Consider the following 22,771-nt stretch of genomic DNA (forward strand, 5'->3'; position numbering starts at 1 on the left):
GCACAGTGACTGGCGGGCTTGCTGTGGCGAGGGAGCTTGCTCCCGCTGGGCCGCGGAGCGGCCCCAACAAGGTCGACGAGGTTTTTCAGGTATAACTCGGTGGCTGCTAGAGGGGCTGCTTCGCAGCCCAGCGGGAGCAAGCTCCCCTCGCCACACAAGCGCTCTCCTTCTTTAGAGATTCCCCGTCTCATGTCGCAATCCCCACCCCCCAGCCAACCCGCCTACGTCCTGCACAGCCGCGCCTACCGCGAAACCAGTGCGTTGGTGGACTTCCTCACGCCCCAAGGCCGACTGCGCGCAGTCTTGCGCAGCGCACGGGGCAAGGCGGGTACCTTGGCGCGGCCGTTCGTGGCGCTGGACGTGGAGTTTCGCGGCAAGGGCGAGCTGAAAAACGTCGGCCGCCTGGAAAGCGTTGGCACCTCGGCCTGGCTGAATGGCGATGCGCTGTTCAGCGGCCTTTACCTCAATGAGCTGCTGATTCGCCTGTTGCCCGCCGAAGACCCGCACCCGGCGGTCTTCGATCACTACGCTGCCACCTTGCTGGCCCTCGCTGAAGGCCGTCCGCTGGAACCGCTGCTGCGCGCTTTCGAATGGCGTTTGCTCGACGACCTTGGCTACGGCTTCGAACTGGCCAACGACTTGCACGGAGAGCCCATCGCCGCCGATGGCATGTATCGCCTGCAAGTCGATGCGGGGCTTGAGCGCGTGTACCTGCTGCAGCCCGGCCTGTTTCAGGGCACCGAACTGCTGGCCATGAGCAACGCGGATTGGAGCGCGCCGGGCGCTCTGTCCGCCGCCAAGCGCCTGATGCGCCAGGCCCTGGCCGTGCACCTGGGCGGACGGCCGCTGGTCAGTCGCGAGTTGTTTCGAAAGCCCTGACGTCCCCGTGTATGCTGTGCACCGATTCTTTCCCTTTTCAGGAGCGCTTCCGTGACCACCAGCAATCGCATTCTTCTTGGCGTCAACATCGACCACGTCGCCACCCTGCGCCAGGCCCGGGGCACCCGTTACCCTGACCCGGTCAAGGCCGCGCTGGACGCCGAAGAAGCGGGCGCCGACGGCATCACCGTGCACCTGCGCGAAGACCGCCGCCACATCCAGGAGCGCGATGTACTGCTGCTCAAGGACGTGCTGCAAACCCGCATGAACTTCGAAATGGGCGTGACCGAAGAAATGATGGCGTTCGCCGAGCGCATCCGCCCGGCGCATATCTGCCTGGTACCGGAAACCCGCCAGGAGTTGACCACCGAAGGCGGCCTCGACGTCGCTGGCCAGGAAGCGCGGATCAAGGCGGCGGTGGAACGCCTGTCGCGGATCGGCAGTGAAGTCTCGCTGTTTATCGACGCCGACGAACGCCAGATCGAAGCCTCCCGCCGTGTCGGCGCCCCGGCCATCGAGCTGCACACTGGCCGTTATGCCGATGCCACCACGCCGACTGAAGTGGCCGATGAGTTGCAACGCATCATCGACGGCGTGAACTGCGGGCTCAACGAAGGCTTGATCGTCAATGCCGGCCATGGCTTGCATTACCACAACGTCGAAGCCGTGGCTGCGATCAAGGGCATCAACGAACTGAATATCGGTCACGCCCTGGTGGCGCACGCGTTGTTTGTCGGTTTCAAAGGCGCAGTGGCCGAGATGAAAGCCCTGATTCTGGCCGCTGCGAAGCACTGATAAACAATGAAGATCATTGTGGGAGCTGGCTTGCCTGCGATAGCGGAGCGTCAGTTTACGTATTCGTAGCTGGCCCACTGCAATCGCAGGCAAGCCAGCTCCCACACGATGAGTCTTCGGTGTTTTCAATGTGCGGCAATGCGAAGTCTTACTGTTTAGCCGACGCAGGTGTATCGTATCAGCCCTTTGCGGGCCCTTGGCCTGCGGCAGATACGCGAGGTTGTTGTGTCCCGATCCTTTTCCCGTCGACAAATCCTGGGTGGTCTTGCTGGCCTGGCCGTAGTAGGCGTCGGTGCCGGCGGTGGCTACCGCTACTGGCTGGGGAAAGTCGCTGAGTCCGAGGCGGGGCACGATTACGAGCTGATCGCCGCGCCCCTGGACGTAGAGTTGGTGCCGGGGCACAAGACCCAGGCCTGGGCGTTCGGCCCATCGGCGCCGGGCACCGAGTTGCGGGTGCGCCAAGGCGAATGGCTGCGGGTGCGCTTTATCAATCATCTGCCAGTCGCCACTACCATCCACTGGCACGGCATCCGCCTGCCGCTGGAAATGGACGGCGTGCCCTACGTCTCGCAATTGCCGGTGCTGCCTGGCGAATACTTCGACTATAAATTCCGCGTACCCGATGCCGGCAGCTACTGGTATCACCCTCACGTGAGCAGCAGCGAAGAACTCGGCCGTGGCCTGGTCGGCCCGTTGATCGTGGAAGAGCGCGAACCCACCGGTTTCAAGTACGAACGCACCTTGAGCCTGAAGAACTGGCACATCGACGAAGAGGGCGCGTTTGTCGAGTTCAGCATCCCCCGTGAAGCGGCGCGTGGCGGCACGGCCGGGCGCCTGTCGACCATCAATGGGGTGCCCCAGGCGGTCATCGACCTGCCGGCTGGGCAAATCACCCGCGTGCGCCTACTCAACCTCGACAACACCCTGACTTATCGCCTCAATATTCCTGGCGTCGAAGCGCAGATCTATGCCCTGGACGGTAACCCCATCGAGCCGCGCCCGTTGGGCAAGGAATATTGGCTGGGCCCGGGCATGCGCATTTGCCTGGCGATCAAGGCGCCACCGGCGGGCGAAGAACTGTCGCTGCGCAACGGCCCGGTGCGCCTTGGCACCTTCCGCTCTGTCGCCAATACCGACGCGCCTACCGCATGGCCACCGGCATTGCCGGCCAACCCGGTTGCCGAGCCAGACCTGGCCAATGCCGAGAAACTCAACTTCAATTTCGAATGGGTCGGTTCAGTGTCGGTCAATGTCGAAAACGGCAAGCCGCCGAGCCTGTGGCAGATCAACGGCCAGGCCTGGGACATCACCGACAAGACCTGCGCCGACCGCCCCATTGCCAAGCTGGAGAAGGGCAAGAGCTACATTTTCGAATTGAAGAACATGACCCAGTACCAGCACCCGATCCACCTGCACGGCATGAGCTTCAAGGTGCTTGCGTCAAACCGCCACAAGGTGATCCCGTATTTCACCGACACCTACCTGCTGGGCAAGAACGAACGCGCCCGCGTGGCCTTGGTGGCGGATAACCCAGGGGTGTGGATGTTCCATTGCCATGTGATCGACCACATGGAAACCGGCCTGATGGCCGCCATCGAGGTGGCGTGATGCGCCAGATTCGTCCCGCCGCGATTATCGACCGCAGCCGCGACCAGGACTTTATGCGCGAAGCCCTGGCGCTCGCCGCCCAAGGCGCTGCATTGGGCGAAGTGCCGGTGGGTGCGGTGCTGGTGCAGGGCGGTGAAATCATCGGCCGCGGCTTCAACTGCCCCATCAGTGGCAACGACCCCAGCGCCCATGCCGAAATGGTCGCGATCCGCGCCGCTGCTCAGGCGATCAGCAACTATCGGCTGGTGGGCAGCACGCTGTACGTGACGCTGGAACCGTGCAGCATGTGTGCCGGGCTGATCGTGCATTCGCGGGTGGCGCGGGTGGTGTATGGCGCGTTGGAGCCGAAGGCGGGCATCGTGCAAAGCCAGGGGCAGTTTTTTACCCAGGGTTTTCTTAACCATCGGGTGTTGTTTGAAGGCGGGGTATTGGCCGAGGAGTGTGGGGCTGTCCTGAGCGAGTTCTTCAAAGCCCGACGAGCCAAACCGTGATGATCGTTCCCACGCTCTGCGTGGGAACGCAGCACAGGACGCTCTGCGTCCCAAAGCGTGACGTAGAGCGTCTCAAGAGGCATTCCCACGCAGAGCGTGGGAACGATCATAGTGGTGTCATTTACGAGCGATGATCACCGCCCGCATCGGCGCCGGCAGCCCTTCAATGGTCTTGCTGTGATCCTCAGGGTCCAGGAAATCACTCAGCGACTGATACTTCATCCAGTGCGTCCCACGCTGCTCCTCAACCGTGGTCACGCTCACATCCACGCACCGCACGTCACTGAACCCGGCCCGGCGCAGCCACAGCATCAACGCCGGCACCGACGGCAGGAACCACACGTTGCGCATCTGGGCATAACGGTCTTCTGGCACCAGCACTTGTTGTTGGTCGCCTTCCACCACCAATGTTTCCAACACCAACTCGCCGCCCTTGACCAGGGTGTCCTTCAACGCCAGCAAATGCTCGATGGGCGAGCGGCGGTGGTAGAACACGCCCATGGAAAATACCGTGTCAAAGCCTTCCAGGTTCGCCGGCAAGTCTTCGAACGGGAACGGCAAGTGCCAGGCCTTGGGCTCGGACAAGTAGCGCTGCACCGCCTGGAACTGGCAGAAGAACAGCCAGTTGGGGTCCACGCCAATCACGCTGTCGGCCCCGGCGCCGAGCATGCGCCACATGTAGTAGCCGTTGCCGCAGCCCACATCGAGGATGCGCTTGCCTTTGAGGTCCAGGTGCGGCGCGACCCGCGACCACTTCCAGTCCGAACGCCACTCGGTGTCCACATGCACGCCGAACAGATGGAACGGGCCTTTGCGCCAGGGGCTCAGGCCCATCAGCGCCGTGTGCATCTGTTCGCGGGTGGCGTCGTCGCAATCGGTGTCCAGCACCAGGCCGTTGAGCAAATCTACTCTGTTGGGCTGGATCTTCGGCAGCGCATCCAAGGCGCTCTGCCAGCGCTCCAGGTCGCCATGGCCTTTTTCCATCTTGCTATCGAGCTGCGCTTGCAGGCCCTGGGCCCACACGGCCAAAGGAGTGCCGACCAGGTGGCGGGCGAGGGGGGACAAATCAATCATGGCAAGGCAATCAACGAGGCAAAGTTAAGACACTGGAACCACGGCACGACTTTCGAGAACCCGGCCGCCAGCAGGCGTTCGCGGTGTTCTTCGAGGCTGTCGAGCTTCATGACGTTTTCGATGGCGCTGCGCTTCTGGGCGATTTCCAGCTCGCTGTAGCCGTTGGCGCGCTTGAAGGCGATATGCAGGTCGGTCAGCAGCGCGTGCTCTTCAACATCGTTAAAGCGCAGCTTTTCCGAGAGGATCAAGGCCCCGCCCGGCAGCAGCGCCTGGCGAATGCGCCCAAGCAACGCCAGGCGCTCCTGGGGGGCGATAAATTGCAGGGTGAAGTTCAGGGCCACCACCGAGGCGGGCTTGAATTGCAGGGCGAGAATATCGCCCTCGATCACCTCCACGGGCAGCAACTCCTGGAACATCGAGTCCTGGCCATTGAGGTATTCGCGACAGCGCTCGACCATCGCGGCGGAGTTGTCCACGGCGATCACCCGGCAACCCTCGGTGCGTACATGGCGGCGCAGGGCTTGGGTCACGGCACCCAGGGAAGAGCCCAGGTCATACAGCACGCTACCCGGTTGGGCAAATTGCGCGGCCAGCACGCCGAGGTTCTCGACGATGGTGGGGTAACCCGGCACCGAGCGCTTGATCATGTCCGGGAACACCCGCACCACATCCTCGTTAAAGGCGAAGTCCGGCACCTGGGGCAGGGGCTGGGCGAATAGGCGATCGGGTTCTTTGCTCACGGCTGTTCCGGCGACGGTGGGGGAAAGGCCGGCATTTTAGCCAAGTTGGCCCTCGGATGCGCGGGTTGTCTGATGGAAAGCCGAGGCGGTGATGCCCCATTGCCCGAGCCAGTAGGTGGCGATCAGCAAATACGGCGCTGCCTCGAACGCCAGCACAAACCGGTTGATGCCGATCAGTGCGTCGGAAACCACAAACGACACCGCACCCGCCGCCGCCAGCCACGCTGAACGCTTGGGCACCTCGCTGTCCAGTCGCGCCAACGCACGCCAGAGCATGGCGCTGATCACCAGCGCGTAAACCACCACCGGTATCAAAAGCTCACCGAGGCCGTGGGAGATCAGGATGCTCAGCAAGATTGCGCCTACGCCGATGGCCAGCACCAGCGGCAGCAGCGCCAAGCGCCGACAGTCACTGAAATAGGCTTTGAGATAGGCCAGGTGCGCGAACAGAAACGCGCCCAGGCCAAAGATAAACAGGTCGCCTGGCCAGGCGAGCAACACGTCGCCCACCAGGGAAAAAATCAACCCCAGGCTGATCCAGCGTCGATACTCGGTGGGCGGCGCGTCATGCAGCCAACCCAGCAGCGCCAGCACCGGCAGTGGCTTGACCAGCAGGCACAGCAGCGTCGCATGGGTCGCCAAGCCATAGACAAAGGTGCCGGCGCCCATCAAGGCAAGGATCAGCCATGGCATATCAGTTCACCGTAATGGCGCAGTCAAAGGTTTCGGCAGGTTCGGCCTCCGGCTCCCAAGGTTGCTGGGATGTCAGGCGCAAACGCCCTTGCCCTGCGGCAAACGCCTGGAAGCGCCAGGTGGACTGGCCGCCACCGCCGATCACGCCGGACTCGGTGCTGCTGTAGACCTCGGGGCTCAAGGCGCGCAACACGCCGCCGGCGGAGTCCTGGATGGCCCAGCGGTAACCGGTGGTGGGGTTGCTGGGCAGGGTGAGGATCAGGTTTTGCCCGTTTTTAAGCTGGAGCGGGCAGGCGCTCTGGTTGTCCACGCTGACGTTTTGCTTGGGGGCACTGGCGCATGCGGCCAGCAGGGCAAGGCTCAAGGGGAGAAACAGGCGGGCAGCGGTCATGAAGGCTCCGTTAATACACGACGAAGGGGGAGCATAACCGAAGATGAGACAAGGTGTGACAAGGTGGGGTTTTGCGGGATGTATTCCCACGCAGAGCGTGGGAATGATCAGGTCTGGATATTTCTCAGAAGAGCACCTTCGCCACATCCGCAAACCGCTTGGCAAAGTGCACCGTCATCCCTTCCTTCAAATAGTCCGGCAACTCTTCAAAGCTGCCACGGTTGGGCTCCGGCAAGATCAACTCGTGAATCTTCTGGCGCCGCGCCGCAATCACCTTCTCGCGCACCCCGCCAATCGGCAGTACATGCCCGGTCAAGGTCAGTTCGCCGGTCATCGCCACGCCTTTTTTCGGCGGTTGGTTGCGGGCCAGGGACAGCAACGCACTGGCCATGGTCACGCCGGCACTCGGGCCGTCTTTCGGCGTGGCGCCTTCCGGCACGTGCAAGTGCACGAAAGCTTCGTCGAAGAACTTCGCATCGCCGCCAAACGACTTCAGGTTGGAACTGATGTAGCTGTAGGCGATTTCGGCGGACTCTTTCATCACTTCACCCAACTGCCCGGTGAGCTTGAAGCCGCGGTTGAGCGTGTGGATGCGCGTCGCTTCGATCGGCAAGGTGGCGCCGCCCATGCTGGTCCACGCCAGGCCGGTAATCACGCCGGTGCCGGACAGCACTTGCTCATTACGGAATACCGGCATGCCCAGGGAGCTTTCCAGGTCCTTGTTGCCGATCTTGATCACCGAGTCCGGCTCATCCAGCAGTTTTACCACCGCCTTGCGCACCAGCTTGCCCAACTGTTTCTCCAACTGACGCACGCCGGCCTCTCGCGCATAACCGTCGATCAAGGCGCGCAAGGCACCGTCGGTGATGGTCAGGCTGTTTTTGGCCACGCCGGCTTTTTCCAACTGCTTGGGCCACAAGTGGCGCTTGGCGATGGCGACTTTTTCTTCGGTGATATAGCCCGACAGGCGAATCACTTCCATGCGGTCCAGCAATGGACCGGGGATTGAGTCCAGGGTGTTGGCGGTGCACACGAACAGCACTTTGGACAGGTCCAGGCGCAGGTCCAGGTAATGGTCGAGGAATTCGACGTTCTGCTCCGGGTCCAGGGTTTCGAGCAGCGCCGACGCCGGGTCGCCCTGGAAGCTCTGGCCCATCTTGTCGATCTCGTCGAGCATGATCACCGGGTTCATCACTTCCACGTCTTTCAACGCCTGCACCAGCTTGCCAGGCAGGGCGCCGATGTAGGTGCGCCGGTGGCCCTTGATCTCGGCCTCGTCGCGCATGCCGCCGACACTGAAGCGATAGAACGGCCGCCCCAGGGATTCGGCGATGGACTTGCCCACACTCGTCTTGCCCACGCCCGGCGGGCCTACCAGCAATACGATGGAACCGGCGACTTCGCCCTTGTAGGCGCCCACCGCTAGGAATTCGAGGATGCGGCTCTTGATGTCATCCAGGCCCGCATGGTGCTTGTCGAGCACTTTGCGCGCGTGCTTGAGGTCGAGTTTGTCTTCTCCGTACACGCCCCACGGCACCGAGGTGGCCCAGTCCAGGTAGTTGCGCGTGACGGCGTATTCCGGCGAACCGGTTTCCAGGATCGACAGTTTGTTCAGTTCTTCATCAATGCGTTTTTTCGCTTGCGCCGGCAGCACTTTGCCTTGCAGGCGCTGTTCGAACTGTTCGACATCGGCGCTGCGATCGTCCTTGGTCAGGCCCAGCTCCTGCTGGATGACCTTGAGTTGTTCCTTGAGGAAGAACTCACGCTGGTGCTCGCCGATCTTGCGGTTTACCTCGGCGGAGAGTTCTTTTTGCAGGCGCGCGACTTCCACCTCTTTGCGCAGCATCGGCAGCACTTTTTCCATGCGTTTGAGCATGGGCACGCAGTCCAGCACTTCCTGCAGTTCATTACCTGTCGCCGAGGTGAGTGCCGCGGCAAAGTCGGTGAGCGGCGACGGATCGTTGGGGCTGAAGCGGTTGAGGTAGTTCTTCAACTCTTCGCTGTACAGCGGGTTGAGGGGCAGCAGTTCCTTGATCGCATTGATCAGCGCCATGCCGTAGGCCTTGACCTCATCGGTCGGCTCGCTGGGCTGATGCGGGTATTCGACTTCCACCAGGTAAGGTGGGCGGTGGTGCTTGAGCCAGGTCTTGATGCGCACGCGGGTCAGGCCCTGGGCGACGAACTGCAGCTTGCCGTTCTCGCGGCTGGCGTGGTGCACCTTCACCAGGGTGCCGTACAGCGGCAGGGCGGAGGTGTCGAAGTGCCGTGGGTCTTCGGGCGGCGTGTCCATGAAAAACAGCGCAAGGGAGTGGTGGTCGGATTTGCTCACCAGCTCCAGGGTTTCGGCCCAGGGTTCTTCATTGACGATCACCGGCAACACTTGTGCCGGGAAAAACGGCCGGTTGTGGATCGGGATGATGTAGACCTTGTCCGGCAGGTTTTGCCCAGGCAGGGCCAGGCCAGTATTGGACGAGGGGGCTTCAGCGTTTTCGGGGTCGGCGTAATCGTTGAGGTCGTAATCTGGAAATTCTTGCTGGTCGCTCATGGGGCACCTGCATCAGTAAGTATGCAGGTTAGATGGGGCGGGGTTGCGGTGGTTTCAATGGGGGGGCGTCGTTAGCAACAATTTGCATGAAATAACGGGAGAGTTGCGGTCAACGTACTTTACCCCTCCGCTTTTCGAACTGATCGTCAATAATGTGACGGCTAGACCCAGCTTTTATTGGGTTTACTTATCCCCAGTCCCAGCTAACCTGCTTTAATAAAATTCCCCATAAAAAAGGATGTTTTTTTGACGCCGGTTAGCAGTCGGCAGGGACGCGTATGACACAAGGAAAGCACGGCCAAGAGCGACGAGCGCGGCCCGAGGGCGCGGCCATGCACTGGCGCCACACGTTTCAGACCCGCATAGCCGGAGTGCTGGCGCTGTTGTTGCTGGTGGTCGTGGCCGCCACCTATTTTGCCGTGCACGCTGCCACCACCCGTGCGGTGGAGAACCAGGCCGACGTACAGTTGAACACCGGGCGTCAGGTGTTCGAGCGCCTGCTGGACCTGCGCGGGCGGCGCTTGCAGTACGGGTTGGACTGGCTCACCGCCGATGGGCCGTTCAAGCAGGCGGTGGCCGGCGGCCGGACGGTGCCGATCCTGGAGGCCCTGGGCACCCATGGCACCGGGGTCAGTTCCAGCGAAGTGGTGGTGCTGGGCCTGGATGACAGGGTCATGGTCAGTACCCTGCTGGTGCAGACGCGGGGCCAGTTGTTCCCGTATGCCGATGCCTTGCGCAAGGCGCGGCGCAGCGGCCAGCAAATGTTGATCGTCGCCATGGCCGGGCGCCCCTATTTGCTGGTGCAAAAAGATGTGCTCGGGCCTGTGCCGATCGCACGCGTGGTCATGGGCTTTCCCATGGACACGCAATTCGCCCATGAACTGCGCTCCATGAGCAACCTGGAGGTGTCGTTCCTCAGTGTGCAGGACGGCCATCTCGGTCAGCTGTTCACCACCCACCCTGGCAATTGGCGCCCAAGCATTATCAGCCTCTTGCATGGCACGCAGGTCGATCCTGAGGCGAAGATCCAGCTGTTCCATGGCCAGCGTGTGCTCAGCCAAGTGTTGCCCTTGGCCAACAGCGGCGAAGGCGATGAAGTGCGCGTGTTGCTGCAAAGCCCGCTGGACCATGCGCTGGAATCCTTCGCGCCGCTGGACCGGCAGTTCATGGGGATTGCCCTGGCGGTGCTGCTGGTCTCGCTGGCGGTGGCATTATTCCTGGCGCGGCGAGTGTCACGCCCGCTCAATGCGCTGGTGCAAGCCGCTGAACGGATCGGGGCTGGTGACTACCGCACCCCGGTGCGGGTGCGCAGCCACGACGAGTTCGGCCTGCTGGCGCGTGCGTTCAATGCCATGCAAAGCGGCATCGCCCTGCGCGAACGGCAACTGGCCCACAATGCCTTGCATGACCCGCTCACCGGATTGCCCAACCGTGCCCTGGCGATGGAGCGCCTGGGCAGTGCGGTCAGCGCACGTCGGCCAGTGGTGTTGCTGTATGTGGGGATCGAAAACTACCGAGTCATCAACGAAGGGTTTGGCCCCGAAGGTGTCGAGCACATGTTGTGCGAGGCCAGCCGCTGCTTGTCCAGTAGCCTGTTGGCCAGCGACACCGCGGCGCGCATTGCCGGCAGTGAGTTTCTGTTGTTGCTGGAAAACACCGAGATCGATTCTGCCGTGGCCCGCGCCGACCAGTTGCATGGGGCGTTGACCGAACCCCTGCGCATCGGCAATGACGAAGTGCGCCATGAGGTGAGTATCGGCATCGCCGCGTACCCTGCCGATGGGCAGCAAGTGGAAGAGTTGATCAACCGCGCGGCCATCGCCCGGCACGACGCGGCCAACTTGCCGGGGCATTTGCAGATCTACCAACCGGACCGCGACCTCGCCCACCAACGCCAGATCACCCTGATTCGCGACTTGCGCCGCGCCGTGATCGAAGGCGAGTTGTTCCTGTGCTACCAGCCCAAGCTCGATCTGCGGCACGGCCATGTGAGCCAGGCCGAAGCCTTGCTGCGCTGGCAGCACCCGACGCTGGGGCAAGTGGCCCCCGGGGAGTTCATTCCCCTGGCCGAACGCACCGGTAGCATGAGCGCGCTAACGCTGTGGGTGATCGAGGAAGCCATCCGCCAGATTGCCGAATGGGCGCAGCGTGGGCTGGTTATCCAGCTGTCGGTGAATATCTCCGTGAACGACTTGGCGGATGATGACTTGGCCATTCGCGTCACTGCGCTGTTGGCCCAATACCATGTGGGCGCCGAGCATTTGATTTTCGAGATTACCGAGAGCGCCATCATGCACAACCCGCAGCAGGCCCTCAGCGTGCTGGAGCAGTTGCGCAATTGCGGGATCAGCCTGTCGGTGGATGATTTCGGCACCGGTTACTCGTCCCTCGCCCAATTGCAGCGCCTACCGGTGCAAGAGCTGAAGATCGACCAGTCCTTTGTGCGCAACCTCGACAGCACCAGCGGCGACGGCGTGATCGTGCGCTCCACCATCGAGATGAGCCATAGCCTGGGGCTCAAGGTGGTCGCCGAGGGCGTGGAGTTCGAACACAGCCTCACCTTGCTCAAACGCTGGAACTGCGACACGGCCCAGGGCTACCTGATCAGCCGGCCGCTCAATGCCATGGCGTTCGAGCGGTGGATGCGGCGTGAGCAGGTGCCAACCTAGACAGTTTGACTGTGGCGAGGGAGCTTGCTCCCGCTGGAGTGCGAAGCGCTCCCAGGATCTTGGGGCCGCTGCGCAGCCCAGCGGGAGCAAGCTCCCTCGCCACAGGGGGGCTACTTTGGCAGCGTTCAAGCGACCAGGGCTTGCAATCGCACCCACAACCTTTGGACATGCTGATGCTCGGTGCCCAGCGCGCCGATGGACACCCTCACCATCCAGCGCTCATCGAGGATGGCGGGGGTGACGTAAGCATCGCCTGACTGGTTGAGTTTTTCTGCCCAGGCTCGCGTGTGATGGTCCAGTGCCTGGCCTTCCAAACCCGGCGGTTCATGGCGAATGCACAGGGTTTGCAAGGCGGGCGTGGCCACCAGTGTCCAGTGCTCAGTGGCTTCGATCTGCTCTGCCAGCCAGCGCGCATTGGCCAGGTCTCGCCGCAACCGCGCTTGCAGGCCGCTGACGCCTTGCTCGCGTATCAGGAACCACAACTTCAAGGCGCGGAAACGGCTGCCAAGGGAGATCCGCCAGTCACGGTAGTTTCGCACTTGGCCGTCTGCGCTGGACTGCAGGTAACTCGGGTTGGTGGTCATGATGCGAATCAAATGCTCGGGGTCGCGCACGAAGTACACCGAGCAATCGAATGCCGCGCCCAGCCATTTGTGCGGGTTGAGCACTAGGGAGTCAGCCTTTTCGATGCCATCCCACAAGGCCCGGCATTCTGGCAGGATCATTGCGGCGCCGGCCATGGCCGAGTCCACATGCAGCCACAGGCCGTGACGTTGGGTCAGTTCGCCAATTGCATCCAGGGGGTCGATCGCCATGGCGGCCGTGGTGCCGGTGGTGGCAATCACCACGCAGGGCGTGTTACCGGCGGCCAGGTCCTGTTCGATGGCGTGCGCCAGTGCCTGGGGCGACATTGCATGGTGTGCGTCGGTGGCGATGGTGCGGATATGGTTCTGGCCGAACCCGGCCAGGATCGCCGCCTTGTTGACCGAGCTGTGGGCATGGGCTGAGGTGTAGACGATCAGGGGCGCGCTGCTGTTTTGCAGGCCGTTGTGCATCAGCGCGTAATCGGAGCTGCGTTCCCGGGCGCTGATAAGCGCCACCAGCGTGGAGGTGGACGCAGAGTCCTGGATCACACCGCTCCACGTGTTGCCCAGGCCGAGCATGTCGCGCAGCCAGTCGGTGGTGACTTCCTCTATTTCGGTGAGAGCCGGACTGGATTGCCAGGACAACCCAATCACACCCAGGCCGGTGCTCAGGCAATCGCCCAGCACTGAGGACAGTTCCACATTGGAAGGGAAGAACCCGAAGAAACTGGGATGCTGCCAATGCAGCAAGCCGGGCATGATCAGTTTTTCGACGTCGCCCATGATCTGTTCGAACGGTTCGGCGGTGTCAGGCGGGCTGGCCGGCAGGGCAGCTTTGATCTCGCCAGGTCGGGTGGTGGGCTGCACGCCGCGTTGTTCGATGTTCTGTCGGTAGTCTGCAATCAGGTCGATCATGGCATAGCCATGTTGGCGGAATTCTTCGGGGGTCATAGATAAACGTCCATGTGCACGAGCAATAAAAGTATTAGCACCAGAAGTAAAACGGTTCGCCGGGGGTATAGCCGATAAACGACTGCATGCTGACGCGTTTTCCCGAATCGAACCCGCAGATGGCGTGGGGGCGGCGGGTATTGATGAGCACCAGTTCGTTCTGGCGTGGGCGGATGCGCAGCGGTTTTTGTAAACACTGTTCGGGCAGTTGGGCACCTTCGAAGCGCTTGACCTCATCATAGCTAAAGGCTTGGGTATCCCAGATGATCAACTCGCCCCCCGAAGGCGGTGTTTGCAGGTAGATATTGGCGCTGAATTGATGCTGCAGTTCAGCGATTGTGCGGGGCAGGCAATCCACATGGGGCACCGTTTCCGAGAGGTGCGCCGTCTCCGGGAACATGACGCGGATGATCCCGCAAAACATCGGTCGGCCCTGGAACGAAGCGGCTGTTGCACCTTGCGGCCAGAGCGCTTGGAACTGTTCCATCAGCTGTTGAATGGGCGGTTTTTGCGGCGCACAGAGGCTGTCGATAAGGCCGCGCATACGGGCCGCGTCTGCATAATATTTTTCTTGTGCGTCACCGCCGGCGGCCTTGCCGTACGTGGAGTTGAACGGGTTGCCCCAGCGATGCACACCATAGAAGTGCTGAACGATGCGCCCCTCTTCATAGGTTTCATGACCATAGTGTTCCAGGGTGGCGGTATCGTCGATGGCCTGAATCAACCGTGCGCTGGTGGTTGCGTTGGCAAATTCAGGTACCCGAATGGCAAGCACTTCGCCACTGATGAGTTTTTTCAAACTGGCAGTATTGAGGTGTTCAAGCTCCAGGATTTTTGTGGGGGTGGAAAGAATTGGTTTTGTAGCGACATGGTCCGTCATGCAGTGAAGCTCCCTTTAAAGTTTTATCCGTACGTCTTTTGTATTACGCAGGGCGTGCGCACTAAATTAGTTTTAAAGGGTTGAGGGGAAACGCTGGGGCATTATCAGCAGGCAAAAAAAAGCGGCTGCCCGTTCGGGCCGCCGCTTTTTTACCGCCAGCGCTACTTAATCCGGCAGTTTGAACGCCATTACATAATCACCCTGCTTGGTCCCCAGGGAACCGTGACCGCCCGCCATGACCAGCACGTATTGCTTGCCGTCCTTGCCGGTGTAGGTCATCGGGGTGGTTTGCGCGCCTGCAGGCAGGCGGCCTTCCCACAGTTGCTTGCCGTTTTTCACGTCATAGGCACGCAGGTACTGGTCCAGGGTGCCGCTGAGGAACGCGACGCCACCGGCGGTGGTGAACGTACCGCCCAGGCTAGGCACGCCCATGGTCAGTGGGATTGGAACCGGCGAGCTGTCGCGCACGGTGCCGTTCTTGTGCATCCAGATGGTCTGGTGGGTGGTCAGGTCGACCGCCGCCACGTAGCCCCAGGCCGGTGCCTGGCACGGCAGGCCCATCGGCGACAGCAGTGCTTCAAGGATCACACCATACGGGGCGCCTTTGTTCGGCTGCACGCCTTCGGTTTCGCTGACGCGTGGGCCTTGCTTGGCAATGTCGGCAGCCGGGATCAGCTTCGATTTGAACGCCATGTAGCTTGGGTTCACGAAGGCGATCTGGCGCACCGGGTCAACCGAGATACCGCCCCAGTCGAACACGCCGAAGTTGCCTGGGTACACGATCGAACCTTGCAGGGACGGCGGGGTGAACGGGCCGTCATAGCGCATGGATTTGAAATCGATCCGGCACAGCATCTGATCGAACGGTGTCACGCCCCACATGTCGCGTTCTTTCAACGGCGGCGGCATGAAGTTCAGGTCGGACTTGGGTTGGGTAGGGGAGGTGCGGTCGCCCGCCACTGCGCCCTGTGGCACCGGGATTTCATTGACGGGCACCACTGGCTGGCCAGTGGCGCGGTCCAGCACGTAGATGCTGCCTTGCTTGGTCGACGCCATCACCGCTTGCTTCACGCCCGCAGCGGTCTTGATGTCGATCAGCGAAGGCTGGCCGCCCACGTCCATGTCCCACAGGTCGTGGTGGGTGAACTGGAAGGTCCACTTCACGTGGCCGGTGTCGATGTCCAGGGCGGTCAGGCCCGCGGCGTACTTCTCGGACTCATCGGTACGGTCGCCGCCGTACTGGTCGGGCATCTGGTTGCCCATCGGCAGGTAGAGCATGCCGAGTTTTTCATCCACGGCGAACATGGACCACATGTTCGGCGAGTTGCGGGTGTAGGTCTTGCCCTCGGCCAACGGTGTGGTGTCGTCCGGGTTGCCGCTGTCCCAGTTCCACACCAGCTTGCCGGTGTGCACGTCGAACGCGCGGATCACGCCGCTTGGCTCGTCGATGGAAACGTTGTCGGTCACGTGACCGCCGATCACGACCAGGTTCTTGGTCACGGCCGGTGGCGACGTGGAGTAGTAACCGCCTGGGGCGAAGCTACCGATGTTGGCACGCAGGTCGACCTGACCTTTGTCACCGAAGTCTTCGCACATCTTGCCGGTGTCGGCGTTCAGGGCGATCAGACGGGTGTCGGCAGTCGGCACGAAGATGCGTTTCGGGCAGGCATTCGGTGCGGCGGCCGGGCTGGCAGTGCCAGTCGGGCTCTGCTCGGAAGCGTAGGCAGCGTCATCGTGGTACGACACGCCACGGCAGGTCATGTGCGCCCAACCTTTGAAGCTCTCAGCACCCTGGGTGGTGATCTTCGGGTCGAAACGCCAGATTTCCTTGCCGGTATCCGGGTCCAGGGCAATCACTTGGCTGTGCGGTGTGCACACGTAGAGCATGCCATTGACTTTCAGCGGGGTATTTTCGGCGGTGGTTTCACCGGGATCGCCTGGGCCAGGGATGTCGCCAGTGCGATAAGTCCACGCCGGCACCAGCTTATGGGCATTCTCCGGGGTGATCTGTGCCAGTGGCGAGTAACGGTCACCGAAGGCCGAGCGGCCATAGGAGTTCCAGTCGCCATCGGCCTGGGTTGGCGCAGCGCTGGCCATACCCGGCACCGCGTCGCGGTCCAGTTGGCCGGTCTTGACCATTTCACCAGGGTTGGTGAATTGGCTGGCCAGGGCGGTCGCGCCCGCCAGCACCACGGCAACGCTCAGCGCGCCAGTGCCCAGCGGTGCGGCTTGGCCACGCAGCAATGGCCGACGAAACCACGGCAGCAGCATGACGATGCCGAGGGCGAACAGCAGGGCCAGACGCGGCACCAGTTGCCACCAGTCCAGGCCCACTTCCCACAGGGCCCACACGGTGCTGGCAAACAACACCAGTGCATACAGGCCCAGCGCGGCGCGGCGAGTGGCCAGCAGCAATACGCCGGTCACGGCAATGCCGATACCGGCCAGCAGGTAGTACAGCGACCCGCCGAGCATACTCAGCTTGACGCCACCGGCCAGCAAGGCCAGCCCCATGATCAGCAGCAAGACCCCCAGCAGCCTGGGCAACAGGCGGCTTGGGCTTGAGGCACCATCAGTGCTCATAGTGTGTTTCTCCGTTACGTTGGAATTATGTAACCCCGTGCTTCACTCACTGTAGATGACGATTCGGCTCGGGCTTGGTTCATCGTTATTTTTGGTTTTTTCTGTGGATAACCGGGTTATCCACAGGCGGGCAATCAATCCCCTGGCGCAGGTCGATTCAAGACAGCGCTGTCTTTGTGCAGGAAGAAATTCGGCAAAGGGAGTCGACCGGGAGGTGAAGCGTTTCAGATTGTTGCGAAGGATAATGCGGCGGGGCGTTTTGAGAAAGGGTGAATCGCAAGATGCATCATTTCAGTTTTGGTAACAGTGACAGATAGTCGCTGCAAAAATAGCCTGATGGCAGGCTCTATCTCTGTAGGAGCGAGCTTGCTCGCGAAAAACTCACAGGCGCCGCGTTTATTCAGGAAGCGCGCGTTATCGTTGGCGTTTTTCGCGAGCAAGCTCGCTCCTACAGGGGGGGTGAGGTGACGGTTAGAAAGTGGTGCGGATGCCGAACTGCACACTGCGCCCCGGCGCCGGTGCGATGTCGCGCAGGATCGAGCTGGCATAGCGCACGGTCTGGTTGGTCAGGTTCTCGCCATTGACGAACGCCAGCCACTGGCTGCCGCCCACATTGAAGCGATACCCCGCGCTGGCGCCGAGGGTGGTGTAGCCATCGGTGCCGCTTTCGTTGTCCGGCACACGCCCTTGGCCTGCGGCATGTTCCACGTCGATACGCGCTTGCCAGCGATTCAGTTCCCACAGCAAGCCGCTGTTCAAACGCAATGGCGCAATGCGCGGCAAGGCTTCGCCGGTGTCCAGGTTGGTGGCGCGGGTGTAGTCGCCCGACAGTTCCAGCGCAAACTTACCGTAGGCGCCTTCGCCGAGCTTCCAGTGATCCTGGGCTTCGAAGCCGGCGAAACGTGCGCGCACGCCAGAATATTCGTACTCGGGAATACCTCCCGCGTCCTCTTCGCCTTCATCGTTCAGGGTACGACCCGTGCCCAACAAGCCGATGTAATTGGAGAAGTGGCTATAGAACACGCCGAAGCTGCCCTTGTGGGTGCCGTTGTCAAAGCGCAGGGCCAGGTCGCTGGACACGGCCTTTTCTTTCTTCAGGTTGGCATCGCCCAACTCGTAGGTACCGGTGGCAACGTGGGCGCCGTTGGCGTACAGCTCGTAAAAGGTCGGCGCGCGTTCGGTGTAGCCGAGGGTGGCGGCCAGGGACCAGATCGGCGTGAGGGTGTACACCGCACCTGACGACAGGCTACCGGCGGTGAAGTCACTGCTCTTGTCGGCATTGGCAAAACGCTCGTTGCCTTTGGCGTTCGGGTCGACGCTGGTGTGTTCCAGGCGTGCGCCGAGGCTGAGTTTCAGGCGTTCGGTGGCTTGCATTTCTTCGAGGATAAACAGCGCGCCGGCGTTGGTGTCGGTCTGCGGCACGAAGGCTTCTTCGCCCAGGGCCGAGAACTCGTTGCGGGTCACTTGGGCGCCGACCACGCCATCGAATGGGCCAATCGGCTGGTGACGAGCTTCCACCCGCGCTTCATAGCCTTTGTTCTTGAAGGTGGTGCCGGTTTCACCGCCTTCGATTTCGCGGTGTTCGTAGTCGGTGTACCCGGCGTCGATTTTCACCGAGGTAAACGGCCCTTGCAGGTTGCGGATCTCGGAGGCAAAGGCGTAGTGGTCCTGTTTCATGCGGATGCGCACATCCTGCTCGGCGGGTGAGCCGTAGTTACTGTCGTAATTACTGTAGGACAGCCCGGCATAACCATCGTCCCAGGTGTAGGAACCGCCCACCGCGCCGCCGTCCTGGCGCCCATTGCTGTTACCCAGGCGCCCGTTTTTGCCGGGTCCGTTTTCGCTTTCCGGCGCGTGGCGGCTGCGGGCATAGCCTGGGATTTTAAGGTCGTTGAACTCGCGCGCATTGGCATCCAGGTGCAAGGCGAAGGTGCCGTTGCCGGCTTCCAGCTTGCCGGCGCTGCTGCGGGTGGTGTCGGCGCCGCCGTAGCGCAACTCGCCAGCGCCATGGATGCCTTCGATGGCTTCGGTGGGGATGCGATTGTCGAAGGTGTTGACCACCCCACCGATGGCGCTGCCGCCGTACAGCAGGGCTGCCGGGCCCCGCACGATTTCGATGCGGTCAACGTTGATCGGATCCAGTGGCACCGCGTGGTCGTAGGACAGCGACGAGGCATCCAGCGCCCCCACGCCGTTACGCAGGATGCGAATGCGGTCGCCATCCTGGCCGCGAATGATTGGGCGGCTGGCCCCCGGGCCAAAGTACGAAGACGACACGCCCGGCTGCTTGTTCAGGGTTTCACCGAGGCTGCCTTTTTGTTGCAGGGTCAGGTCATCGCCTTCCAGCACGGTGGTGGGCGAGGCGAGTTGTGTGCTGCCCAGCGGGTTGCCGGTGACTACTTGGGGTGGCAGTTCCAGGGCATGGGCCTGGGAGCCAATCAACAGGGCGGCGGCGAGGGGCGACAAGCGCCAGAGAGAAGGCAGCGACATCGGATATTCCTGGGCAAAGTGACTGATAACTTAGGTTACAATATAACATCTCTTTTCTGTGAAAAAGGGGAACTTTTCCTGGCGGGCTATATTCAATGCGATGCTTCCACCTGCTCGCCCCGTCGGCTAAGGTGCGCGGCTGTGTTCCTCTTTTTGCAAAAGGCCCGGCATGACCGCGACAAGCAACGACCCGCTCCACGGTGTGACCCTGCAACACGTGCTCACCACCCTGGTGGAGCATTACGAGTGGAGCGGCTTGGCCGAGCGCATTGATATCCGCTGCTTCAAGAGTGACCCGAGCATCAAGTCGAGCCTGACTTTCCTGCGCAAAACCCCGTGGGCGCGGGAAAAGGTCGAAGGTTTGTACGTCAAGCTGATGCGTACCAAACGCCCACTGGATTGAGTGCATGAAGCGCTTTGTTGCGGCGGCGGCGTTGGCCGGTTGGGTGGGGTTGGCGATCCAGCAATACCTGATTCTCTATTCGCGCTGGGCCAGTGGCGCGAGCTTGCTGGGCGGCCTGATCAGTTTCTTCAGCTTCTTCACCGTTCTGACCAATACCTTGGTGGTCGTGGTGCTCAGCTACTCACTGGTCAAGCGCGACTCAGCCGCCAAGCGGTTTTTCCTCGCGCCTCGCATCAGTAGCGCGATTGCCGCGAGCATCGTGGTGGTGAGCCTGGCCTACAACCTGCTGCTGCGGCATCTGTGGAGCCCGCAAGGCTTTCAATTTATCGCCGATGAATTGCTGCACGACGTCATGCCGTTGTTGTTTGTGGTGTATTGGTGGCGGTGCGTGCCCAAGGGTACGTTGCGGCTCAAACACATTGCCGGCTGGGTGATCTACCCATTGGTGTACTTCGGTTATGTGCTGCTGCGGGGGCATATGCTCGGGCAGTATCAGTACCCGTTCATGGATGTGGACAGCCTCGGTTATCCACAAGTGTTTGTGAATGCCGGAGGGATTTTGGCAGGGTTTATCGTCATTGGGCTGGTGATCGTTGGCCTGGACAAGCGCCTCAAATCACCCTCGATTTAAAGTGAGCACCATTAAGGTGGGAGCAGGCAAGCCAGCTCCCACCTTATTCATTCTTCTCCGCTGCCCTCAGCACGCCAGTAACCCACGGCCTTGAGGTATTCCTCGTTGACCTTGTGCGCATCCAGCAGCACCCGCCGTACCTGGCGTGACAACTTGGTTTCGGTGGCGACAAAGCTGTACAGCGTGCCGCTGGGCAGCGTCAGGTTGCGCACCACGTCGAGCAGGTCATCCTGGCCGCGCATCACCCAAATAATCTCGACGTCCGCCGCGCTTTGCAGCGCTTGTTGCTCCGCCGCATCCGCGATTTCAATCACCGCCAGCACCTTGCGCCCGGCCGGCAGTTCTTCCAGGCGTCGACCGATGGCGGGCAGGGCGGTTTCGTCGCCGATCAGCAGGTAGCTGTCGAAAATGTCCGGCACGATCATCGAGCCTCGTGGCCCGCCGATATACAGGTGCTGACCGACCTGCGCCTGCTCGGCCCAGGTAGACGCAGGGCCATCGCCATGTAGCACGAAGTCGATATCCAGCTCGCCGATTTTCAGGTCGTAGCGTCGTGGCGTGTAGTCGCGCATGGCCGGTTGCGGGCCGTCGCCCTTGATGGCGAACGTCGGGCTTTCCAGCGCCGCTTGCTCGGCGGCGTTCTGCGGGAACAGCAGCTTGATGTGATCGTCGCTGCCCAGGCTGACAAAGCCCGCTAGCTCAGGCCCGCCCAGTGTGATGCGGCGCATGCGCGGGGTGATGTCCACCACCCGCAGCACTTCCAGGCGGCGGCGTTTTATTTCATGGGTTACGCGGTGAATAGCTTGTGTGTTCATTGGTCTGTCCCGTCGGCAATGGCTTGGGCGGTGCGATTGAGCAGCGCCGCAACACGAACGATTTCCTGCGGGCTCCAGTGCCCGTTGTGCGAATGCAAGGCGTGGCGCAGGTTATGCACCGCTTCATGGATTTCAGGTGGGCGGTCGTGGCCGCGCAGTGAGCGTTTGCTGACGTCGATGCGCATGCGCACGCCGTCCAGAGCAACGGCCTGCTCACTTAGAAAGAGACGACCGGCGTCGGTGATTGTGTAGTGCTTTTTCCCGCCTTCGGCATTGCCGCTGATCAGCTCGCTCTCTTCGAGGAAGGTCAGGGTCGGGTAGATCACGCCGGGGCTGGGGCTGTAGGCGCCGTCGAACAGGCTTTCGATGCGGCGGATCAGGTCGTAGCCGTGGCATGGCTGTTCGGCGATCAGCGCCAGCAGCAGTAATTTCAGATCACCCGGTGCGAAGACGCGAGGACCGCGACCGCCACGTTTTTCGAATTCACCGCGAGGTTCGTTTCTCATGCAGTCTCTCCAGACAGGTTTAGATATAACTTAAGATATATCTTAACGTGACGATAGGGCTTGGCGACCAACGGTCGTCGGCGCCTTTTCCGGCAGAGGACCTTGGAATACGTGGAATACGATTAATTTTAGAGTCATAACTTTAATTAGAGTTTAAACTCAGTTAAGTTTATGTCCGGCAGCTTGTTTGTGGTATTTTTCTGAGCGAAAGTTCTTTTGGTTGGCCCTGTTTTTTGTGTTGTAGTCTTGTTCTTACAGCTACTTTGAAAGTTTTGGCAAAGTGCCATGTTTTTCTCTCAATCCCTGATTAATAGGGCTACGCAGGCGTGAGAGGTTGCCTGCATACCTACTGTTGTTTTGAGTTGATCATTGTTTGGCGTTGCAACTAACGGCGGCGCGTTCGTTGTTAAGGCGGTTACTTGGCGACGAATCACTCAATGTTGATAACTACAGGTATTGACCATGTTCAAGAAGTTCGCGATTGCTGTTCCCCTGGCTGTTATGGCGCTGTCCTCCTCGGTAACAGCTTTTGCTGCCGGTGAAGCCAGCCACACCGTCAACATGAAGGCCACCATCCCGACTACCGTGTTCCACGCCCAGCCGCGTGACCCGAACTGGGGTCGCGATGAAACCATGACCTACAACCTGGTCAGCGGTGAGCTGGCGCCGTTGAGCGCCATCTACGACATCAAGAACACCAATGGTTCGGTTCACGCCTACATCGAAGGCGGCCCGGCCGTGCTGTTCAACGGTGACCCAAGCCAGAACATCCCGCTCACCACCACCCTCAATGGTGTGACCCTGACCGGCACCCCACAGGAAGTGGTCAACGAAGCCGACTCCACCCCAGGCGTAGGTGCGGAGATGCGCATCGTCGCAGCCAAACCTTCGGCGACTCAGCGCGGTTCGTACACCTCCGTGATGCCAGTGGTCTTCGACGCGGTACTGCCAGTAGCGCCTTGATGCCACTTAATGCCCGCTTGGCGCGGGCATGACTTTTCAGGTCGGCGAATGCCTCCTCCGTTCGCCGGCCTGGTTTTTGA

20 protein-coding genes are annotated in these 22,771 nt (G+C 61.3%); 8 read left to right on the top strand and 12 right to left on the bottom strand.

Annotation, left to right across the window (positions count from 1 at the left end; genetic code table 11):
* The first annotated feature begins 189 nt into the window (after positions 1-189).
* From recO to tadA, 4 genes are all read left to right on the top strand, one after another.
* The gene (recO, locus tag GIW79_RS05895) at positions 190-879 is read left to right on the top strand and encodes a DNA repair protein RecO (protein WP_127880867.1); all 690 of its coding nucleotides are present in this window, start codon (positions 190-192) and stop codon (positions 877-879) included.
* A gap of 51 nt (positions 880-930) precedes the next feature.
* Positions 931-1,674 carry a pyridoxine 5'-phosphate synthase gene (pdxJ, locus tag GIW79_RS05900; protein ID WP_003188860.1) on the top strand — a complete coding sequence of 248 codons (744 nt, stop codon included), beginning with the start codon at positions 931-933 and terminating at the stop codon, positions 1,672-1,674.
* 225 nt (positions 1,675-1,899) lie between these two features.
* Positions 1,900-3,282: a multicopper oxidase family protein gene (locus GIW79_RS05905; protein ID WP_056790546.1), complete on the top strand. Its 1,383-nt coding sequence runs from the start codon at positions 1,900-1,902 to the stop codon at positions 3,280-3,282.
* On the top strand, positions 3,282-3,773 hold the full coding sequence (gene tadA, locus GIW79_RS05910; protein WP_054897751.1) for a tRNA adenosine(34) deaminase TadA: 492 nt from the start codon (positions 3,282-3,284) through the stop codon (positions 3,771-3,773). The genes GIW79_RS05905 and tadA overlap by 1 nt, the downstream gene beginning before the upstream one ends.
* A gap of 117 nt (positions 3,774-3,890) precedes the next feature.
* Here the strand turns inward: tadA and cmoB are convergent, their stop codons facing one another.
* The 5 genes from cmoB to lon all read right to left on the bottom strand — a co-directional run bounded on the left by cmoB (position 3,891) and on the right by lon (position 9,216).
* Positions 3,891-4,847 (bottom strand): tRNA 5-methoxyuridine(34)/uridine 5-oxyacetic acid(34) synthase CmoB, encoded by a 957-nt coding sequence (gene cmoB, locus GIW79_RS05915; RefSeq protein WP_236454645.1) that lies wholly within the window; start codon positions 4,845-4,847, stop codon positions 3,891-3,893.
* Positions 4,844-5,587, bottom strand: coding sequence for a carboxy-S-adenosyl-L-methionine synthase CmoA (gene cmoA / locus GIW79_RS05920; protein ID WP_236454644.1), 744 nt, complete (start codon positions 5,585-5,587; stop codon positions 4,844-4,846). Before cmoA ends, cmoB begins: the two co-directional genes overlap by 4 nt.
* A 36-nt stretch (positions 5,588-5,623) precedes the next feature.
* Entirely contained in the window at positions 5,624-6,280 is a 657-nt protein-coding gene (locus GIW79_RS05925) for a lysoplasmalogenase (RefSeq protein WP_236454642.1), read from the bottom strand.
* Between the two features lies 1 nt (position 6,281).
* On the bottom strand, positions 6,282-6,671 hold the full coding sequence (locus tag GIW79_RS05930; protein WP_198714869.1) for a protease inhibitor I42 family protein: 390 nt from the start codon (positions 6,669-6,671) through the stop codon (positions 6,282-6,284).
* A gap of 124 nt (positions 6,672-6,795) precedes the next feature.
* Entirely contained in the window at positions 6,796-9,216 is a 2,421-nt protein-coding gene (gene lon, locus GIW79_RS05935) for an endopeptidase La (protein WP_105225874.1), read from the bottom strand.
* 332 nt (positions 9,217-9,548) lie between these two features.
* Here lon and GIW79_RS05940 point away from each other — a divergent pair, with 332 nt between their 5' ends.
* Positions 9,549-11,885, top strand: a complete 2,337-nt coding sequence (locus tag GIW79_RS05940) for a putative bifunctional diguanylate cyclase/phosphodiesterase (protein WP_200582744.1) — start codon at positions 9,549-9,551, stop codon at positions 11,883-11,885.
* 125 nt (positions 11,886-12,010) lie between these two features.
* Here the strand turns inward: GIW79_RS05940 and GIW79_RS05945 are convergent, their stop codons facing one another.
* The 5 genes from GIW79_RS05945 to GIW79_RS05965 form a co-directional block, all read right to left on the bottom strand.
* A complete protein-coding gene (locus GIW79_RS05945; protein ID WP_057976103.1) occupies positions 12,011-13,420 on the bottom strand; it encodes a pyridoxal phosphate-dependent decarboxylase family protein in 1,410 nt (469 codons plus the stop codon).
* 34 nt (positions 13,421-13,454) lie between these two features.
* Entirely contained in the window at positions 13,455-14,300 is an 846-nt protein-coding gene (locus tag GIW79_RS05950) for a 2OG-Fe(II) oxygenase (protein ID WP_236454640.1), read from the bottom strand.
* Positions 14,301-14,465: 165 nt separating this feature from the next.
* Entirely contained in the window at positions 14,466-16,883 is a 2,418-nt protein-coding gene (locus GIW79_RS05955; RefSeq protein WP_034127999.1) for a glucose/quinate/shikimate family membrane-bound PQQ-dependent dehydrogenase, read from the bottom strand.
* A gap of 224 nt (positions 16,884-17,107) precedes the next feature.
* Positions 17,108-17,323: a hypothetical protein gene (locus GIW79_RS05960; protein WP_034127998.1), complete on the bottom strand. Its 216-nt coding sequence runs from the start codon at positions 17,321-17,323 to the stop codon at positions 17,108-17,110.
* Between the two features lie 31 nt (positions 17,324-17,354).
* Positions 17,355-19,373, bottom strand: a complete 2,019-nt coding sequence (locus tag GIW79_RS05965; protein WP_236454638.1) for a TonB-dependent receptor — start codon at positions 19,371-19,373, stop codon at positions 17,355-17,357.
* A gap of 169 nt (positions 19,374-19,542) precedes the next feature.
* Here GIW79_RS05965 and GIW79_RS05970 point away from each other — a divergent pair, with 169 nt between their 5' ends.
* Together GIW79_RS05970 and GIW79_RS05975 are read left to right on the top strand one after the other, a co-directional pair.
* On the top strand, positions 19,543-19,776 hold the full coding sequence (locus GIW79_RS05970; RefSeq protein WP_003188882.1) for a VF530 family DNA-binding protein: 234 nt from the start codon (positions 19,543-19,545) through the stop codon (positions 19,774-19,776).
* 4 nt (positions 19,777-19,780) lie between these two features.
* On the top strand, positions 19,781-20,407 hold the full coding sequence (locus tag GIW79_RS05975; RefSeq protein ID WP_034127996.1) for a Pr6Pr family membrane protein: 627 nt from the start codon (positions 19,781-19,783) through the stop codon (positions 20,405-20,407).
* 47 nt (positions 20,408-20,454) lie between these two features.
* On the opposite strand, the gene GIW79_RS05980 is transcribed toward GIW79_RS05975, so the two are convergent.
* Positions 20,455-21,222, bottom strand: a complete 768-nt coding sequence (locus tag GIW79_RS05980; protein WP_236454635.1) for a siderophore-interacting protein — start codon at positions 21,220-21,222, stop codon at positions 20,455-20,457.
* Positions 21,219-21,728 (bottom strand): PadR family transcriptional regulator, encoded by a 510-nt coding sequence (locus tag GIW79_RS05985; RefSeq protein ID WP_034127994.1) that lies wholly within the window; start codon positions 21,726-21,728, stop codon positions 21,219-21,221. The genes GIW79_RS05980 and GIW79_RS05985 overlap by 4 nt, the downstream gene beginning before the upstream one ends.
* 462 nt (positions 21,729-22,190) lie before the next feature.
* Between GIW79_RS05985 and GIW79_RS05990 the strand changes: the two genes are divergently transcribed.
* Positions 22,191-22,691: a CS1 type fimbrial major subunit gene (locus tag GIW79_RS05990; protein WP_054897684.1), complete on the top strand. Its 501-nt coding sequence runs from the start codon at positions 22,191-22,193 to the stop codon at positions 22,689-22,691.
* The last annotated feature ends 80 nt before the right edge of the window (positions 22,692-22,771 follow it).

Origin of the sequence: Pseudomonas sp. PA-7-1E (genome assembly GCF_021605325.1) — a bacterium.
Taxonomy (GTDB): Bacteria; Pseudomonadota; Gammaproteobacteria; order Pseudomonadales; family Pseudomonadaceae; genus Aquipseudomonas; species Aquipseudomonas fluorescens_BV.

What these genes read in the sequence shown, in the direction of transcription:
- GIW79_RS05975 (WP_034127996.1), top strand. Translation starts at nt 19,781, where the DNA reads ATGAAGCGCTTTGTTGCGGCGGCGGCGTTGGCCGGTTGGGTGGGGTTG.
- lon (WP_105225874.1), bottom strand. Translation starts at nt 9,216, where the DNA reads ATGAGCGACCAGCAAGAATTTCCAGATTACGACCTCAACGATTACGCC.
- GIW79_RS05950 (WP_236454640.1), bottom strand. Translation starts at nt 14,300, where the DNA reads ATGACGGACCATGTCGCTACAAAACCAATTCTTTCCACCCCCACAAAA.
- GIW79_RS05990 (WP_054897684.1), top strand. Translation starts at nt 22,191, where the DNA reads ATGTTCAAGAAGTTCGCGATTGCTGTTCCCCTGGCTGTTATGGCGCTG.
- cmoB (WP_236454645.1), bottom strand. Translation starts at nt 4,847, where the DNA reads ATGATTGATTTGTCCCCCCTCGCCCGCCACCTGGTCGGCACTCCTTTG.
- GIW79_RS05930 (WP_198714869.1), bottom strand. Translation starts at nt 6,671, where the DNA reads ATGACCGCTGCCCGCCTGTTTCTCCCCTTGAGCCTTGCCCTGCTGGCC.
- GIW79_RS05925 (WP_236454642.1), bottom strand. Translation starts at nt 6,280, where the DNA reads ATGCCATGGCTGATCCTTGCCTTGATGGGCGCCGGCACCTTTGTCTAT.
- GIW79_RS05980 (WP_236454635.1), bottom strand. Translation starts at nt 21,222, where the DNA reads ATGAACACACAAGCTATTCACCGCGTAACCCATGAAATAAAACGCCGC.
- GIW79_RS05940 (WP_200582744.1), top strand. Translation starts at nt 9,549, where the DNA reads ATGCACTGGCGCCACACGTTTCAGACCCGCATAGCCGGAGTGCTGGCG.
- GIW79_RS05945 (WP_057976103.1), bottom strand. Translation starts at nt 13,420, where the DNA reads ATGACCCCCGAAGAATTCCGCCAACATGGCTATGCCATGATCGACCTG.
- GIW79_RS05985 (WP_034127994.1), bottom strand. Translation starts at nt 21,728, where the DNA reads ATGAGAAACGAACCTCGCGGTGAATTCGAAAAACGTGGCGGTCGCGGT.
- recO (WP_127880867.1), top strand. Translation starts at nt 190, where the DNA reads ATGTCGCAATCCCCACCCCCCAGCCAACCCGCCTACGTCCTGCACAGC.
- GIW79_RS05955 (WP_034127999.1), bottom strand. Translation starts at nt 16,883, where the DNA reads ATGAGCACTGATGGTGCCTCAAGCCCAAGCCGCCTGTTGCCCAGGCTG.
- GIW79_RS05965 (WP_236454638.1), bottom strand. Translation starts at nt 19,373, where the DNA reads ATGTCGCTGCCTTCTCTCTGGCGCTTGTCGCCCCTCGCCGCCGCCCTG.
- GIW79_RS05970 (WP_003188882.1), top strand. Translation starts at nt 19,543, where the DNA reads ATGACCGCGACAAGCAACGACCCGCTCCACGGTGTGACCCTGCAACAC.
- tadA (WP_054897751.1), top strand. Translation starts at nt 3,282, where the DNA reads ATGCGCCAGATTCGTCCCGCCGCGATTATCGACCGCAGCCGCGACCAG.